The sequence below is a fragment of the Ruegeria sp. CL3 genome (genome assembly GCF_056536505.1).
Genome location: NZ_JBQFPT010000020.1, coordinates 1 through 17,327, shown reverse-complemented (window position 1 = coordinate 17,327; position 17,327 = coordinate 1). Strand labels below are relative to the sequence as shown.

The 17,327-nt window shown below is 53.8% G+C and carries 16 protein-coding genes and 1 pseudogene; 8 read left to right on the top strand and 9 right to left on the bottom strand.

Going from position 1 to position 17,327, the window contains the following annotated elements; translation table 11 throughout:
- Window positions 1–14: 14 nt before the first annotated feature.
- The 4 genes from paaG to ACR0NO_RS21490 are packed head-to-tail and all read left to right on the top strand — an operon-like array spanning window position 15 to window position 3,162.
- Complete coding sequence (gene paaG / locus ACR0NO_RS21505; protein ID WP_480725577.1) at window positions 15–800, top strand: 2-(1,2-epoxy-1,2-dihydrophenyl)acetyl-CoA isomerase PaaG; 786 nt, start codon at window positions 15–17, stop codon at window positions 798–800.
- A gap of 2 nt (window positions 801–802) precedes the next feature.
- Window positions 803–1,228: a hydroxyphenylacetyl-CoA thioesterase PaaI gene (gene paaI / locus ACR0NO_RS21500; protein WP_170668388.1), complete on the top strand. Its 426-nt coding sequence runs from the start codon at window positions 803–805 to the stop codon at window positions 1,226–1,228.
- A gap of 23 nt (window positions 1,229–1,251) precedes the next feature.
- Window positions 1,252–2,562, top strand: coding sequence for a phenylacetate--CoA ligase PaaK (gene paaK / locus ACR0NO_RS21495; RefSeq protein ID WP_480725575.1), 1,311 nt, complete (start codon window positions 1,252–1,254; stop codon window positions 2,560–2,562).
- A 3-nt stretch (window positions 2,563–2,565) separates the two neighbouring features.
- Window positions 2,566–3,162, top strand: coding sequence for a TetR/AcrR family transcriptional regulator (locus ACR0NO_RS21490; protein WP_480541860.1), 597 nt, complete (start codon window positions 2,566–2,568; stop codon window positions 3,160–3,162).
- 583 nt (window positions 3,163–3,745) lie between these two features.
- Here ACR0NO_RS21490 and ACR0NO_RS21485 read toward each other — a convergent pair.
- Window positions 3,746–4,165, bottom strand: coding sequence for a CAP domain-containing protein (locus ACR0NO_RS21485; protein WP_480725605.1), 420 nt, complete (start codon window positions 4,163–4,165; stop codon window positions 3,746–3,748).
- 224 nt (window positions 4,166–4,389) lie between these two features.
- Here ACR0NO_RS21485 and ACR0NO_RS21480 point away from each other — a divergent pair.
- Window positions 4,390–5,058: pseudogene (locus ACR0NO_RS21480) on the top strand (IS6 family transposase).
- A gap of 64 nt (window positions 5,059–5,122) precedes the next feature.
- Here the strand turns inward: ACR0NO_RS21480 and ACR0NO_RS21475 are convergent.
- Window positions 5,123–6,019 (bottom strand): LysR family transcriptional regulator, encoded by an 897-nt coding sequence (locus tag ACR0NO_RS21475; protein ID WP_170549633.1) that lies wholly within the window; start codon window positions 6,017–6,019, stop codon window positions 5,123–5,125.
- Window positions 6,020–6,119: 100 nt separating this feature from the next.
- On the opposite strand from ACR0NO_RS21475, the gene ACR0NO_RS21470 reads away from it, so the two are divergent.
- Window positions 6,120–7,430, top strand: a complete 1,311-nt coding sequence (locus ACR0NO_RS21470) for an aminotransferase class I/II-fold pyridoxal phosphate-dependent enzyme (protein ID WP_170641559.1) — start codon at window positions 6,120–6,122, stop codon at window positions 7,428–7,430.
- 223 nt (window positions 7,431–7,653) lie between these two features.
- Here ACR0NO_RS21470 and ACR0NO_RS21465 read toward each other — a convergent pair whose 3' ends face one another.
- The 6 genes from ACR0NO_RS21465 to proX form a co-directional block, all read right to left on the bottom strand.
- Window positions 7,654–7,842, bottom strand: coding sequence for a hypothetical protein (locus ACR0NO_RS21465; RefSeq protein ID WP_480725573.1), 189 nt, complete (start codon window positions 7,840–7,842; stop codon window positions 7,654–7,656).
- Between the two features lie 3 nt (window positions 7,843–7,845).
- Window positions 7,846–8,565, bottom strand: a complete 720-nt coding sequence (locus tag ACR0NO_RS21460; protein WP_480725571.1) for a homocysteine S-methyltransferase family protein — start codon at window positions 8,563–8,565, stop codon at window positions 7,846–7,848.
- A 238-nt stretch (window positions 8,566–8,803) separates the two neighbouring features.
- Entirely contained in the window at window positions 8,804–10,300 is a 1,497-nt protein-coding gene (gene betC, locus ACR0NO_RS21455; protein ID WP_480725570.1) for a choline-sulfatase, read from the bottom strand.
- A 1-nt stretch (window position 10,301) separates the two neighbouring features.
- Window positions 10,302–11,219, bottom strand: coding sequence for an ABC transporter permease (locus ACR0NO_RS21450; protein ID WP_480725568.1), 918 nt, complete (start codon window positions 11,217–11,219; stop codon window positions 10,302–10,304).
- 11 nt (window positions 11,220–11,230) lie between these two features.
- Entirely contained in the window at window positions 11,231–12,250 is a 1,020-nt protein-coding gene (locus ACR0NO_RS21445) for a glycine betaine/L-proline ABC transporter ATP-binding protein (protein ID WP_170549618.1), read from the bottom strand.
- Between the two features lie 62 nt (window positions 12,251–12,312).
- Window positions 12,313–13,272: a glycine betaine/L-proline ABC transporter substrate-binding protein ProX gene (proX, locus tag ACR0NO_RS21440; protein WP_480676596.1), complete on the bottom strand. Its 960-nt coding sequence runs from the start codon at window positions 13,270–13,272 to the stop codon at window positions 12,313–12,315.
- A 122-nt stretch (window positions 13,273–13,394) separates the two neighbouring features.
- Between proX and ACR0NO_RS21435 the strand changes: the two genes are divergently transcribed.
- Window positions 13,395–14,294 carry a LysR substrate-binding domain-containing protein gene (locus ACR0NO_RS21435; RefSeq protein ID WP_480725566.1) on the top strand — a complete coding sequence of 300 codons (900 nt, stop codon included), beginning with the start codon at window positions 13,395–13,397 and terminating at the stop codon, window positions 14,292–14,294.
- Between the two features lie 723 nt (window positions 14,295–15,017).
- Here ACR0NO_RS21435 and ACR0NO_RS21430 read toward each other — a convergent pair.
- Window positions 15,018–15,251: a site-specific integrase gene (locus tag ACR0NO_RS21430; protein ID WP_480725565.1), complete on the bottom strand. Its 234-nt coding sequence runs from the start codon at window positions 15,249–15,251 to the stop codon at window positions 15,018–15,020.
- Window positions 15,252–15,423: 172 nt separating this feature from the next.
- Here ACR0NO_RS21430 and ACR0NO_RS21425 point away from each other — a divergent pair, with 172 nt between their 5' ends.
- Window positions 15,424–17,136, top strand: coding sequence for an adenylate/guanylate cyclase domain-containing protein (locus tag ACR0NO_RS21425; protein WP_480725563.1), 1,713 nt, complete (start codon window positions 15,424–15,426; stop codon window positions 17,134–17,136).
- Window positions 17,137–17,327: the final 191 nt, after the last annotated feature.

Below are 17,327 nucleotides of genomic sequence, written 5' to 3'. Positions count from 1 at the left end.
CTGGCAGAGCAGTCATGAGCGATACGATTCTTGTAGAAGATCACGGGACCTGGGTTGAGATTACACTGAATCGTCCCGACAAACTGAACTCATTCAATGATGAGATGCATTACGCGCTGCAAGACGCGCTGAAATCCGCCCGAGACAACGGCGCGCGCGCCGTCCTTTTGACCGGTGCAGGTCGCGGATTTTGCGCCGGACAGGATCTTGGTGACCGCGATCCATCGAAAATGGACGGCCCGCCTGATTTGAGTAAAACCGTGCGGACCTTTTATGCGCCTTTGGTGCGATTGATCCGGTTGCTGAACGTCCCGGTTATTTGTGCTGTGAACGGCGTTGCTGCCGGAGCCGGGGCAAATCTGGCACTAGCCTGTGACATGGTTTTGGCCGGTGAAAGCGCCAAGTTCATTCAGAGTTTTGCCAAGGTCGGTCTGATCCCTGATACTGGCGGCAGTTGGCACCTGCCCCGCCTATTGGGAGAGGCCAGAGCCAAAGGATTGGCGCTTACGGCACAACCTTTGCCAGCAAAACAAGCAGAAGACTGGGGCCTGATCTGGAAAGCCCTGCCCGATGATCAGTTGATGACCGAAGCCCGCGCATTGGCAAACCAATTTGCCAACGGTCCGACCGTTGGGCTGGGCAAGACTAAGCAGTGCATTCAGACCGCGGCGACCACCACACTTTCTGATCATCTTGAAATCGAAGCGGACGCCATGAAAATCTGCGGGGAAAGCGCGGACTATGCCGAAGGCGTGTCCAGCTTCCTCGAAAAACGCGCACCAAATTTTCAGGGCAAATGACGATGACCCCGCAAGAACGCGCCGCTAAATCTGCCGCTGCTATGTGGGCCAATGATGAGGCCAGCAAATGGTTCGGCATGGAACTCGTTAACGTCGACGAAGGCCGCGCCGTTCTGGCACTGACCGTCGCAACTCATCACTGCAACGGCCATGGCATATGCCACGGCGGCGTCACCCATGCCCTGGCAGACAGCGCGTTTGCCTTTGCCTGCAACAGTCGCAACGTGGCGACCGTCGGCCAACATACAATGATGAGCTATCTCGCACCGGGCCGCCTGGGAGACCGCCTGACCGCAACCGCAACAGAAACTGCTGTTGCAGGTCGTAGCGGTGTCTATGACGTGCGCATCACAAATCAAGATGGCATCACTATCGCCGAATTCCGGGGTATGTCCCGCGCGGTTGGTGGTCAGAATTTTGTCGAATAGAAATACGCTGGAGGAGCAACGCAATGGACGCCCTGTCCCCCAACAAAGCTGAATTGGACCCGATCGAAATCGCATCGATCGACGAAATCCGTGCGACACAGCTTGAACGCCTCAAATGGTCGGTCCGACATGCCTACGAAAACGTGGCGATGTACAAGCAGCGCTTTGATGAGGCGGGTGTCCATCCGGATGATTTGCAACAGCTTTCGGATATTTCGAAGTTCCCATTCACATATAAAAACGATCTGCGCGACAACTACCCTTTCGGCCTTTTCGCGGTCCCACGCAGTGAGATTATTCGACTGCACGCGTCTTCCGGAACAACCGGCAAACCAACTGTGGTGGGCTATACCAAAGCTGATATCGATAACTGGGCAGATCTGGGTGCGCGTTCGTTGCGGGCGGCAGGTTTGCGTAAGGGCGATTTGGTCCACAACGCCTATGGCTATGGCCTTTTCACCGGCGGCCTGGGCGCCCACTACGGGATCGAACGTTTGGGTGCGACCGTTGTCCCCATGAGCGGCGGGCAGACCGAGAAACAGGTCGGCTTGATAAATGATTTTCAGCCCGACGGGATCATGGTGACGCCGTCATACATGCTCAACATCCTTGAACAGTTCCACAAATCCGGGCTCGACCCCAGAAAAAGCTCTCTCAAGGTCGGCATTTTCGGAGCAGAGCCCTGGACAGACGCAATGCGAACGGAGGTTGAAACCGCATTCGACATGCACGCGGTCGATATCTACGGCCTTTCTGAAATCATGGGCCCCGGCGTCGCGAGCGAGTGCGTCGAAACAAAAGATGGTCCCGTGATCTGGGAGGATCACTTCCTACCAGAGATCATTGACCCGGCCACAGGCGAAGTACTGCCCGACGGCGAAACCGGCGAGTTGGTGTTCACCACTTTGACCAAAGAAGGTTTGCCAATGATCCGCTACCGAACGCGCGATCTGACCTGTCTGTTGCCTGGAACGGCGCGCTCGATGCGCCGGATGGCAAAGATTACCGGCCGCAGCGACGACATGATGATCCTGAGGGGCGTGAATGTTTTCCCCAGCCAGATCGAAGAGCAGGTCATGGCGACGGGCGGTCTGGCCCCCTACTATCAGATCGAACTTTACAAATCCGGCCGAATGGACGCGATGCGGGTGTTTGTCGAAGCGTCAGCAGACTCAACCGACGAGATGTCAAAGACAGCCGCAGCCCGAATGCTAACCAAGCGCATCAAGGACGTTGTTGGCGTTTCAACGGAAATTGTTGTAGGTGATCCAGGCGACGTCGAACGCTCTCAGGGCAAGGCGAAGCGCGTCATCGACAACCGCGATAAGGAATAAGCCGTGGCCAGGACAATCGCCAAAGACCACGACCAGAAGCGGGAACAGATACTCAAAAGAGCTGCGAAAATCTTTGCAGATCAGGGGTTCGACCGCGCCTCGATGACTTTGTTGGCAAAAGAGTGCGGGATATCCAAGGCGAACATATACCATTATTACGACAGTAAGGATGCCATCTTGTATGACATCCTTGAGACCTATCTTCGGGATTTACGTGACCGCATTTGCAACGTTGATTTCGAAGGGCTTGAGCCTGAAGAGAAACTTCGAAAGGCTGTCCGCGAAATCTTGTTCGCCTATCAAGGTGCTGATGACGAGCACCGGGTTCAGATCAGCGGTATGAACGCCCTCGCCGACGACCAGCAAAAGAAACTGCGCGAGTACCAGCGCGATATGGTCAACTTCATTAACAATATCCTACAGGAGCTGTCTCCAGAGACATTGGGTGATGACAAAGCCAAGTTGCGCGGGGCCACAATGTCAGTCTTCGGCATGCTGAACTGGTATTACATGTGGAATACAGGAGCCGGAACCAAGGCACGTGAAGACTACGCTGATCTGGTCAGCACACTGACGGTCCACGGCATTCGAAAGCTGTAGGTGGGAAGCACACTTCTTTCAATTGACGGCTTTTCATTGGCTTCAAGGGAGATTCCTCATCGCAGACTACTGGCATTTCGAATGAGGAAAAAACCAGATGCTGGGCTGTTCAACTAGTATAAATGACCGTATCTAAAACACCCAAAATGGCAAATTTCATTGGGAAAGTACATGGCCGGGCATTTCTCAACCTTTTGGACCGCATCGCGTTTTCTTAAGCATCGCGGTTTTCGGGCTTGTGTTCTGCTAGGTTGAGTGTTGATCAGGTCACCCTCAAGAGCCAGTACGTGTCAGGCAATTGGTGACGTTTAAAGCCAATGAGAATGACACCGGCAGTGCTTCTATGGAGGTTGGAATTCGGGCCGCGGCAGAAAACACTCGCAGTGGTATCCGTCGTCACACGAACTCTTGCCATGCTACCATATGCACCTCAGCCATGGAGACGCCTCGCTCGCTAGCCGTTCAATGCCCAATATGGATAAAATTGAGAAGATTAGATGCGCATAGCGTTCAATTGGGCCGTGTCGAACAAATGGATTGGCCGTCACCATTGTTTCAACTGACCCGCTGATCCTGCGCGAAACTAGCAAGGGGCGGCCAAAACCATTACCCAAGTTCGATCCGCGGCTTCGTAGAGCGCGAATTCCCTAGCCTCGCGAGAGAGCATGTTCGCTCGATGTCCGGGTGATCGAGCCCAAGCCGACACAACTGCATCCAACCCTTGCTGCCCCTTTGCGATGTTTTCAGCGACGAAGCACCATTTGTAGCCTGCCCCGAGAACCCGCCTTCCTACATCAGACCCGTTTGATCCGGTGTGCGAAAAGAAACCTCTCTTAGCCATGTCCACTGCATGAGATTTCGCAGCTTTCTCCAGTTTTTCGCTATATAGCAAGGCGTGAAGACCTTGGCGTTCGCGAAGTGAATTCAATGCGTCCGTCGCCAGTGTGTTAGCCACTATGGTCGAAGGGAGCAGGTACGCCAAAACTAGCAGTACACGGAACATTTCAGTCATCCCCAGAATCTTCCAATAGTTACAACCCTGGTTTGCTACAAACGAAGATAATTGGTCGTAAGTCTTGCTACTATAAATCTGCTCCTTCAGGGACTAGATATGCGCAGGCCAAGATAATCGCGGCCTATTGGGCTCTGTTGCAAGCTTTTAGCAATTGGCGGTGTAGCGGCTGCGAAGTGAATGACTTCGGGTCTTAACCAGTTGAAATCCTAATCATGATTTCATTCAAAGGAGCGAAGTATCCGAGAGACGTTATCCAGTTCACGGTCTTCTTTTATGTTCGCTATGGTGTTTCCTGCCGCGATTTGTAAGAAATCAAGTACGAACGAGATGTTCCGGTCGACCACAACACGCTGAACAGTTGGGGTAAGCAATTTTCCGGTGCAATCGCTGAAGCAGAACTTCGGCGGAAAGAGCCATGCGACCGCTCCTGGAGAATGAACGAGACTTACATATAAAGGTGAAAGGAACTTGGGTCTGTCATTACCGCGCCGTAGACAAACATGGCAAAATGCTTGATTTCATGCTTTCAGAACGTCGAAACAAACTGGCAGCCACAAAGTTCTTCGCCAAAATGCAGGAGCATCAACGGCCTTCTACGAAAGATTGTCATCGACAAAAGCGGCGCAAACACTGCGGGTAACAAAGCAATCAACAGAATGCTCAAAGGCTTTGGTTGCCCTATACTAATAGAGATTGTCAGGCGAAAGAACTCGAACAATATCATCGAACAAGACCACCAATCCATTAAGAGGCGAATACGACCGATGCTTGGGTCAAACGCCGAAGCATCAGCAGCTGCAACGCTAGATGGAATCGAAGTGGCTCACATGATCTGCAAAGGTCAACTCACGCCCGTTCTCAACCGAAGATGCAACGCCTGAAAAACCCAGGTTCTGTGTCTTCACCGAAATCGGTTTTGAGCCCAACGCAGAAACACTCGACATGTCAGCAGTTTTCATCCGTAAATTGCTGTCCTTCCTCTCGAAGTAGACTAACGACCTCATCAATCGCAGGATGGCGTCTCGATCTATGTGGAAGCTCGAGGGCCAACACCCGACCCGTTCCGATACTTTCCGATGAAACTTTCTTGAGTTGGCCAGACTGAAGCGCCTGCTCAACCAGGCAGCTATGTCCCATAAGCACACCCGCACCGGACTTCGCTTCTTCTACGGCAAGGGCGTATAGCGAATATCTCGGCCCCCTTTGGGGATCACCAACTGAAACACCCGTCGCCTCTGACCAAATGGACCAGTCTTCTTTCCACGTCTGGTCATGCAGCAACTGCGCGGTCTCTAGATCAAGACCATCTGCTATCTTTGGTGAACAAACTGGGAGGATTTCGTCTTCCGCAAGCACGATCTGATCCGGTGTTTCAGCCGGGACGGAAAAGAAAACCGACAGATCAAATAGTTCTCTCGACAGGCTGGGAGGCCTCTCCATCGCTGTCACCGAGACATTCAGGTCGGGACGCTTCTCGCGCAGCTTGCCCAATCGCGCTGGCAACCATAGCTGCGCAATTGAGGGCAAAGCGGCAATATGAATCTCGGGGTTGGGTGCTAGGTTTCGTAAACTCTGCGTCGCCGCCGCGAGAAGATCAAAGGCATGTGTGAACTCTCCTGCTAGCTTGCGACCAGAGGAGGATAGCGAAACACCGTGAGCACCTCTTTCAAACAAGGTAGTTCCGGCCCAGCCTTCCAAAGCTTTTATATGTTGTGAGACCGCGCCGGCCGTGACGCCCAACTCCTCGGCCGCAGAAACGAAACTTTCTAGCCTCGCCGCAGCTTCGAAGGCACGCAGAGCATTGAGGGGCGGCCCTTTAGGGCGACGTGGAGCGACGGCCATAGATCTCAGCCTTAGTTTTTCTAAGCCCAGAAATAGCAAAACTGGTTTGCGTTGTCATTCCGATCTGTCCAATCTGTGTGCAGCCAAGGAGGGAATTGCGATGACCATAGAAATGAGAAACTGGGTGCCGGCCGACAGCGAAGCACTGGTCCAGAAGATCGCAACCGAAACGTCTCGCACCTCATCCAAGGCTCTGCTGGATCGGATTGACCATTTAGCCACCCGAAATCGGGAAATCCACGAGCACGAATGCTTCAACCTAAATCCTGCAACCAATGTAATGAACCCTAGAGCTGAAGCCTTGCTGTCTTCGGGAATTGGCTCGCGCCCGTCGCTTGGATATCCGGGCGAAAAATATGAGATGGGACTTGAAGCCATCGAAGAGATCGAGGTCATCTCCGCGGAGCTTTGCGCGGAGGTTTTCGACGCAAAGTTCGCAGAAATCCGCGTGCCTTCTGGCGCGATTGCGAACCTCTATGGCTTCATGGCCACCTGCCAAGCCGGCGATACAATCATTGCGCCGCCGGCATCGATCGGTGGGCACGTAACGCATCACATCGCGGGATGCGCCGGGTTGTTTGGTTTGCATACAATAGATGCGCCAACCGATGCCGATGGCTACACCGTCGATCTCGACCAGCTGCGCGCGCTTGTGCGAAGGGAACGTCCCAAATTGATCACGATCGGCGGAAGTCTCAACCTTTTTGAGCACCCGGTCAAAGATGTACGAGCCATTGCAGATGAAGTCGGTGCCAAGGTGATGTTCGACGCCGCGCACCAATGCGGTATTATCGCAGGAAGAGCTTGGCGCAATCCCTTGGTCGAGGGCGCACACTTCATAACAATGAGTACGTACAAGAGCCTCGGCGGTCCTGCTGGGGGGCTGATTGTCACAAACGATGCGGAGATCGCAAAGGCTTTGGATGCCATAGCATTCCCAGGCATGACGGCAAACTTTGATGCTGCGAAGTCAGCTGCGCTTGCTGTGACGATGCTTGATTGGCGCGACTATGGACAGGACTACGCTGCCGAGATGATCGCAATGTCCCGCGCAATGGCCCAGGGCCTCGATGCGCGAGGTGTTCCGGTTTTTGCCGGACGCGAGGGCTTCACTGCCTCTCACCAGTTCGCTGTTCTGGCAGAACGCTTTGGCGGTGGACAGGCTGCATCCAAGACCCTGCGCAAAGCCGGGTTCCTGGCTTGCGGTATTGGCCTGCCGGTGACGGAAATCGAAGGTGACATGAATGGTCTGCGCATCGGTACGCCCGAGTTGGTGAGATGGGGCATGACGTCTGATCACGCCGACAGACTGTCTTCTCTGATTGCGCGCGGATTGAAGGGCGACGATATCGCCGCCGAAGTGGCTGACTGGCGCTGTCATTTTGCAAGTGTGCACTTCGTTCACGGCTAGATCTATAAATATCGCCGCAGGAGAATAAATGACCGCTTCGTCCGCACACTTCCGACACCAACCAGGGTTCGAAAGTGCAGCGAATGGCCGGTCTGACGGACCGCACCGCGGCACCACGATCCTTGGCTCAAGGTTCGGATTGGGCCGCTCATAGAAAGTTACGAACAGAATTCACAGTATCACCGCAGATCTCAACGCTAACGCTAAGATTCAACTATGTTGGCTACAACAATTCGCGGGCCATTGACTTCAAGTGACGCATGTCGGTACCGCAGCACCCTCCAAATACTTTAATCGAAGGATTCTGCCGCGCAATCGCGCCAATCTGCTTACCAAGTTCAATTGGATCGCCTTCGTCCAGCTCATCTGCCTCGTCCAGCTCCGCATGCGAGCAACTTGAAGCGTTCGCCACCAGTCATTTAAGTCGAGGGTGATTGCCAAGCGCTCCGCCGAAATGGGTCGGATGGGCGCAGTTAACCATAAAAAACAGCGCCGCTGAGTCGGTTGCCGCATCGATCTGGTCTATTCCGTCCACAAGTTTGGTTCCGTCTGCCAAGCACCCGTCTGTCTCAACGGCCAGAGACATTATCATCGGCAGATCAGCGTCTCGGGCGGCGAAGATGCATCCCGCTGCCTCGCTTGGACGGTTGAATGTATAAGCGGTGACCAGGTCGACGCTTGTGTCTTTCAGGCTTCGCATTTGAGCGGCGTGATACTGACGTGCATCTTCGAGGGGTACTGGTGGGATATCGGCGTAAGGATCATAGCGGGGGCCGATACAGGCCGACACCAGTACATCATCGCGAGCGGAAGTTTGGCGTAATTCCTCCATTAGACTGACCGCATCTTTGTTCACTTCAACGAGCCGTTCTGCATCGTACCCCAAGGGCGCTGCCCGGTCGGCGTTCGCCATCCATGTGGGCGCATCAAGGATGCATCCGACATTCATTTCACGCGCGAAATCGACAAGAGCTTTCATTTGACCGGCCAGTATTGCCCTTGTGTCAGGCTCTTCCAGCAATGGAAACGACGCGAAACCAGGCAACTCAACTCCATGATTAAATATCAGGTCGGTGCCAGTGCCAGCATAAACCAGATAAGTCTTTTGACCTTCGAGTGGGAACTGTCGTGCCATTTTAGTCCACTCCCATTGCTGTTAAGCTTTCAAAAGAAACCTACATTGTCTCGGGTTTTCTGTGAACCTTAGGGCGGCGACACACTGTGTTCCGCGGGACTGACCCCATCTTCCCGGGCGACTCTGAACCGCAGCGAAAGTCTCCTTCTGCCGGCCGCACTGCAGCGTCATCAAGCTTTAACCAAAGGCAGGTTTGGGCCCAGACAGCCGTTACAAATGGCGACTCATTGGTTTGGCGTCAGATATAGTCGAACGCCCATTCGTTGTAGCCCTGTTCTCCGCGGTACCATAGAACTTTGTCGGCTTCAGACTCACCGTGGTTCCAACGCTGCTTGACGCCTTGCCCCATTGCCCTGCGAACCAGAGCGCGTCGTTTCTGACTGAGAACGATGCTTTCCATCAACTCAGCTTCATTCCATTTTTCTTCGACTTCTTGGATGAATCCGTGGACCAATTCGCGATGGCTCTCGGTATGTGCGAGGTTTGTGCGCTCATTCGGGTCGTCCGATAGATCAAAGAGCATGATCCCGTCATGGGAAGACGAGATGAATTTGAAGTTCCCACGGCGGATCATGAACATCGGAACCTTGGTCGCCTCGGCCAGATACTCGGCATAGACTGCGCGTTCAGGTGGCGGATTACCCCTGTCTGCGAGTGACAACAGATCCACACCTTCCAGCGGTTCTACAGCGTTCTCAATCTCGGCAATTGTGTTCAGGGTCGGGACGACATCGACAAGAGATGTCAACTCCTGAACCCGTTGCGGCGCGATACCGGGGCCAGCGATGATAAGGGGAATGCGCAGGGACTTTTCAAAGAAATGCTTTTTGAACCACATGCCACGTTCACCAAGCATCTCACCATGATCCGAAGTGAAAACAATTACGGTGTTCTGGTCCGCGCCGGTTGCTCTCAGGGCATCCATGATCCGAGTCATCAGGCTATCGATATAGCTGATAGATCCATAGTAGGCGCGGATGGCGCGGACAACGTCCTCGTCACTGAACTGGATGCCCAACATACCAAAATCCTGGAGTAGGCGGACAGAGTGAGGATCATGCTCATTTTCCGACAATGCCCCGACAGCGGGCATGGGGATGTATTTTCCTTCGTAGAGATCCCAGAACTCTTTCCGGCAAAGGTAAGGTTCATGCGGATGGGTGTAAGAGACTTGCAAAAAGAACGGGCGTTTGTCGTCACCGCGCGCCATATCGAATATGTGTTGTATTGCCTTGAACGTGACCTCTTCATCATAGTCGATCTGGACCGATCGCTCGCAGATCCCGGCGATGCGCACGGCCCGAGGATCGTTGGTGTCGCGCTTGCCCTCGTTTTCCCAATTGGGAACCCAGGCGAAATCACCCGGATACAGGTCCGCTGTCAGGCGCTTTTCAAACCCGTGGAACTGATCAGGGCCGATGAAATGCATCTTGCCGGACAGGGCCGTTTGATAGCCCGCTGCGCGCATGTAATGCGCATAGGTCGGGATTTCGGCCGAAAACTCTGCTGCATTGTCATAAGCGCCAACTTTCGACGCCAGCTGCCCTGTTGCCATCGAAAAGCGGGATGGTGCACAAAGCGGATAGTTACAATAGGCGTTCTCAAACACCACACCACGCGCGGCCAAATCATCAATGGTCGGGGAGTGGCAGATGGTGTCTCCGTAGGTTTGCAGGGCAGACGCCGTCAGCTGATCGACCTGAAAGAACAGGATATTTGGGCGAGATTCGGTCATGTTACCACCGTCCCATCAGGCTGCGGACATATCCAACCGGGCCGGTTTCGTACCATTTCTTGTGACCACGCTCACGCGATGAAATGCCGAAGCTTTGCGATACACGGTCAATGACGATGGCCAGAAATACGATGCCCAGCCCACCGACGGTCGCCAGACCCATGTCCAGACGCCCGATGCCCCGCAGAACCATCTGGCCCAGACCAGTCACGGAAATCATCGAAGACACCACGACCATGCTCAAGGCCATCATGATGGTCTGGTTCACGCCTGCCATGATGGTCGGCATCGCCAAAGGTAGCTCGACCTTATACAGCGTTTGCCGGTTCGAAGCACCAAAGGCGCGCGCGGCCTCGACCATATCGCCCCGAACCTGTCGGATGCCCAGATTGGTCAGGCGCACCACTGGCGGCAGGGCGTAGATGAATGTCACGATTACACCTGAGACATTGCCGATCGAGAACAACATCACGATTGGCACCAGGTAGACAAAGGACGGGATCGTTTGCATCAGATCAAGCATGGGCTGCAGAACCGTCCAGAACCGATCATTCTTGGCCGAGTAAACACCCAGCGGAATGCCGATCAGTGAACAGAACACAACGCATGTCAGAACGATGGACAGGGTGGTCATGCTTTCTTCCCATGCACCCATCAGACCGATGGCAAGCATGCAGGCCGCCGAGATCAGGCCCAGACGGCGACCGCCTGCCTGCCAGGCCACCAAAATGATTAATGCCAGAACCACCAAGTCTGGGGCCTGGGTCAGAGCGTCCTCCAATCCGGTCAGAACGATTTCAAACGGCACCTTGATCGCCTGAAACATGAAGCGGAAATTGGTCACCACCCATTGCAGGAAGGATTCAACCCATGTGCCAACGGGGACCAATTCGGTGTCAAAAATATTCCAGATATCCATGATTTCGCCCCTTACCCGCGCAACGCAGTCAACGCGTCCTTGATGGTGATCTGCCCAACGGAGGCATGATCCGGACTAACGACGGTGACTGGAGACTGATCTTCCATGAACAGATCAATGATCTCACCCAGTTCAGCGTCGACGCGCACGGTCTTTTCCGTTGTCTCCCGCCCGTTCAGCGGCTCCATGATGGTTTCCGCCCGGACCAGCGCGACACGGCTGATGCCTTTCACAAACTCTGCGACATAGTCGTCCTTGGGGCTGGTCACGATTTCTTCGGGTGTACCAATCTGCACGATCTCACCGTCATTCATGATGGCAATGTGATCTCCCATCCGGATGGCTTCATCCAGATCATGGGTGATGAACAGCGTGGTTTTGTGCATATGCGCCGACAGGTTCAGGAACTGGTCCTGCAATTGGCGGCGGATCAGAGGATCAAGCGCCGAGAATGGCTCGTCCATCAACAGGATTTCTGGGTCGGCTGCCAATGCGCGGGCGAGACCGACACGTTGCTGCATGCCGCCCGAAAGCTGATCGGGGTAGTGATCAATCCAACCGCCTAGATCCATGGCTTCGAGCGCCTTGACTGCCGCCTCTCGCCGTGTTGGCAAATCAATGCCGCGAACTTCGAGCCCGAATCCGACATTTTCGCCCAAGGTTCGATGCGGCCACAGCGCCATATGCTGAAAGACCATGCCAATCGTTTCGGCTCGCAATTGGCGAAGTTCTTCTTCGCCCATCGTGTCCACACGCTGACCGGCCACATGAATTTGGCCAGACGTCGGTTCAATCAACCTGTTGACGTGGCGCACAAGGGTGGACTTGCCTGACCCGGACAGTCCCATGATGCAGAAAATCTCGCCCTTCCGGACGCTGAAACTCGCATCCCGAACGCCAAGAACGCAGCCAAATCTGTCTCTTACGTCCTCTTTCGACAGCCCCTCAGCCAGGACCGCCTTCATGGCTTCGTCCGAGCGGTTGCCGTAGATTTTCCAGAGGTCACGACATTCGATCTGTGCATCAGCCATTATCTTGTTCCTTCAAAAATCCGGAGCGGCCGGATAAGCCGCCCCAAAGTCTTCGGGGAGAGTTAGTTTGCGGCGGCGGCGGCCTCGGCCACCCAACCGTCGAATTGTGCTTGGTTTTCGGCGATCCAATCAGCGGCGTGGCGCTGGAAGTCTTCCAGCGTGTTTTCCCCGTCGCGCAGTTTCACTTGCGCCGCGTTGACGGCGCTGATCGGGATGTCGACCAGTTCAAAGAACTTGGCAGCGGCGGGGTTCTCTTCAAGGAATTCATTGTTCGCAACGATATAGACGTCGTTCACAGCAAAGCCTGCGTCCATCTCGCCGTCGCTTTGAACACCGATCTGCACCACGTCTTCACCGGGGATCAGGACGTCGCTGATCCAGTTTGGCGTCCATGTGTAATACAGGATGGCGCCACCTTCGTTGTATCGCGTAATGGTGTCAGCCATGATCGCAAAATAACTACCCTGATCATGTTGAACGGTTTCGCGCAGGTTCAAATTGTCCAGATGATCCTCGATTGCGATTTCACATCCCCAACCGGGATTGCATCCGGACAGGTTGGCACGACCATCGCCATCTGCATCAAACAGGGCAGCAACGGCAGGATCGGAAAACTGTTGAACGCTGGTTATGCCGTTCGCTTCGGCGGTCTTCTTGTCGATAAAGAACCCTTGGCCCGCCCCGGTAATCCCGGCCTTTACACGCGTCATTGTGCTTTCGCCGCCGGACTTGTCAAAAAAGTCGTTATGGAGGGGTTTCCAGTGATTGAAGGTGTAGTCGGCGTCACCAGACGCGACAGCCAGATGCACAGCCGGGAAATCTGCTTCCAAGGTTTCTTCGACGTTGTAGCCCAAAGCCTCCAAACCCTGTTGCACGACCATATGCTGAAACCATGCGTTGGCGGGCGATCCCTTAATTGGCGAGACATCAACACCTGCGCCGGGCTGATCGGCCGCAAATGCCGGAAGTCCAAGCACGGTTGTCATCGCGGCGGTACGCGCAAGATTGGAGAAGTTTGGCATGTTTACCTCCCTGAAATTTACGAGGGCCTGTTCGGCCGGTTTCTTCTCTTGGGGTAATTTTTTGTGATCTGATCGCAGTTGTGAAGTTCCAAAATACCATCCACAATGTTAACCATTGTGTTATGGTAAATCTCCGCAAAACTCTTACAAAGCTGCCGCATCTGATTACCTTTGAAGCGGCATGCAGAAATTCCAACTTTACACGTTCGGCAGAAGAGCTGGGTGTCACGCGCGTGTCGGTTAGCCGCCAGATTGCCGAGCTTGAACAAGCGCTTGGTACGACGCTGTTTGTCAGGGACCACAGAAAAGTATCTTTGACCCTGGCGGGCAGGATGCTGGAGGCTGAAGTGGTTCCGGCTTTGCACCAAATTGCGAACGCCGTCCTGAATGTCTCAAAGACATCAGGTGATACCCCACTGACAGTAACCACGACGACTGCCTTTGCGACCTACTGGCTCATGCCGCGTATGGTGGATTTCAGCAATCAGTTCCCGGAGGTTGAACTGAACCTTGTAGTCACTGATCGTAAGCTGGACCTTGCCGCGGAAAACGTCGATGTTGCGATCCGTTATTCCAAGGAAAAGCCAACCGGAGACAACGTAATTCCGCTGTTGCGCGAGCGCATTTTTCCAGTGATGAGCCCAAAATACTCTCCCAGTACTGCTCTGTCAGAACCCATGGATCTGATGAAGGAGAATTTGCTTTACCTGTCTGGTATCTATCGGGCTGGGGCGCGTTGGCCACATTGGTTTAAAGCCAACGATTTGGTGCTGTCAGCGGACTCCAGCGGCGTGGCTATGAATACCTATATCAACATGCTGCAGGCCGCGATCGCGGGACAAGGTATCGCTTTGGCGGGAAACCCATTGGTCGACCCATATCTCGCTGACGGAACTTTGATAAAGTTAGAAGGATTCTTGGAAATCGAACGCGACTATTTCTATTTAATCAACGCTGCTGCAGACAGAGAAGACACAAGAAAGTTCTGCAGTTGGGTAATTGATCAGGCACCTCAACTGTAAGATCCGCCAGTACTACAGCAGAAAGTGCGCTTCGCACTCTAAATCAGTTCGCAATATTGCGCCTGCGGCAAATGTCTTCTCTGACGGACCGCAGCGCAGCAATAGGACTAATGTATCAACGACAGCTTTGGGCTGTTCCTAGCTAATGGGCCGCGGAAGTTGCCCTTCATTAGGTTTTCGTCCTTGTCACGGTGCGGCTTCGGACAGGGAACCCAGCCATTCCCAAACTTTCTTTTAAGCGGCGTATTTCGAAGCTCTCTCGGTCAAAAAGGCGAAGTATCTCCGTTCGGTTCGGACCCTCCTGCTCGCCACGCGCACCAGTTGTCCTTGATCAATCAAGTTTTGAAAGAACATTTACCAGCCAAGGATCACGCATCACCATTTCTCGCAGCCTGGAGGCACACTATGAATGAGGTGAAGCGTTGTTCGAATCGAGGCACCGGGAGTGAAGTGTTCGTTCCTCTGACATACGTCTCCCAGTCATTGGCGTGAACTCAAGCCGAAAGGTGCAGCAAAGGCAGCCGCGCAAGCGCTCACGGTCAGCGTATACTGGCGCTTTGAAATGTGTATAGACTCATGGAAACGCCCTATCCAAAGGTATTCAGACCCGACCATCAGTTCGCCTTCCATCCAACTCTCGACTAAGATCTGAATTGCTTCAGAAATCTCTAAGCGGACCGGTTGCTAAGTTTTGCTTTGTAGCACCGAAAACAGCTCGTTGATCTAACCTGACGCCATGATGTCAACGACTTTCATCTTCACCACGTCACAGCCGCACAACTCGCTGGCGATGGCCATTTTAAAGAGAGGCGAGCCGCGATAGTTCGTTGCGAGTTCTAATCTTACTCGAATTGCCCAGACGTGTTTAGGTTTCAAAGGTCGTTTCTGACCGACGATGCGTCCCTTTTTCCAAGACGAACGAAGAGCACGAATGGCAAGTGAGTTTTGTGTTTCCACAACTGATCCTCCGATCCGCTATGCACGCCCACAACGAAGACCCGAAGTTGACTAGATAGGGCATAACAGGATGCCGCGCTGTCACCGAGGTCGCCACTGAGCCCCAAGGTGACCTTGTCGGGCTGACAGAACCTGAGCGTCGCGTTAAGTTCCTAGAAACGGGGGTTAACGAATGGACAGAAGGCTTACCACAGTGCTTGCAGCTGATATCGTTGGCTACTCTGCACTGATGGATCGCGACCGGGAAGGTACGATTGCAGCGCTCAGATCATTCCGTGAAGAAACGCTTCAGTGTCTGCTGGAAGACCATGATGGAACGCTGATCAAAAGCATGGGCGATGGTTGGATTGCCGAGTTCAAATCCACATCAGATGCCGCAGATTGCGCAATCGCAATACAGTCAGCTCAGAAACCTGAAGGTATCAGACTTCGAATTGGCATTCATACCGGCGAGGTCGTCACGGATGGTGATGACATTTTTGGTGACGGAATCAATGTCGCCTCTCGTCTCGAAGCGCTGGCCGAGCCGGATCAGGTTCTGATCTCAGACACCTCGCATAACAGTTTGGACCGCGGCGATGCATCTCACTTTGAAGGCGGTGAGCAAACAGAGCTGAAGAACATCACACGCCGCATCGGTGTTTGGCACTGGCCCAAAGGCACTTCGGCCATTCTTTCCACAACAACAGATGTCAGACCCGGAATTGCCGTACTTCCGTTCGACAATATGTCCGGTGACCCCGAACAGGAGTTTTTTGCAGACGGCATTACCGAGGACATCATCACAGAGCTGTCTCGTTTCCGCTGGCTGATGGTGTTGGCCCGAAACTCGTCATTCACGTTCAAAGGTAAAAGCACAGATATACGCGAAGTCGGGCGCACTCTTGGGGTGCGGTATGTTCTGGAGGGCTCGGTCAGACGTGCAGGTCAGCGCGTCCGCATTACAGGGCAGTTGATTGATGCAGAAAACGGCAGCCATCTTTGGGCAGATCGATTTGACGGTGTGCTTGATGATATTTTTGACCTTCAAGACAAAGTCACCGTTGAGGTCGTGACAGCGATTGAGCCATCGCTGAGACACGCTGAAACAAACCGAGCACGAGCGAAACCAACGGACAATTTGGAAGCTTACGAACTGTACCTTCGGGCGCAATCGCACTTCCATCTTTTGACGGACGAAGACAACCGCAAGGCCATACAACTAACAACACTCGCATTGGATCGTGATCCAGACTATACGTCCGCATCCGGGCTTTTGGCTTGGTTGCATATTCAACGAATGGTTCAAGGACTTGAACCTATTGGTGACGGGCCAAAGGAAGCTGTCACGGCCGCTGAACGGGTCCTCATGAGCGATCGTGCAGACGGGATCGCAATGGCGTATGCGGCGCATTCCATCTCAATGCTCGCGCGAGACCTGCCGCGTGCGCGGGACGTTTTCAAACAAGCGCTCAAGCAAAATCCAAACGCTGCAACAGTTCACATGCTAGCATCCATTAACCTATGCCTGCTTGATAGGCCGGAGGAGGCTCTGAAACACGCGGTTCAATCTGTCGACCTTAGCCCACATGATCCGTTGCGCCACGCCGCCTACCTTGCTCAGGCAAGCGCACTCTTTCAGCTTGAGCGATATGAGGAAGCGGCTGGAGCTTGCCGGGATGCTTTGTCAGTGCGATCCAGCTTCGTCATGAGTCATCTCATGCTGATCGCTTCTCTAGGGCACCTGACTGATGAAGAAGCCGCTCGCAAAGCGGTTAAAGACCTGCAGATTTTGCGCCCGGGCTTGACTGCCGCTTCACAGGAAACCCAGATACCAATCTTCACTGTTCCAGCCTCCGCAAACAACTGGCGTGAAGGTTGGTTGAAGGCAGGGTTACCTCAATAGGTGACTGGCAAAGTCGGCAAATGTCTGCAAAGTAGATGTTCAGTTAAGTTGCAGGGAACGACGGCAATTCGGAAAATGCGGGGCAAAGCCGCCCTTCAGTCAGTGGGTGGTTCGTAGGGGTCCGGCGTTCCTGGGGGGATCGGAGGAAACTCCTCGAAGGTAGCAATGTGCTCCTGCAACTGCGGCAGCGC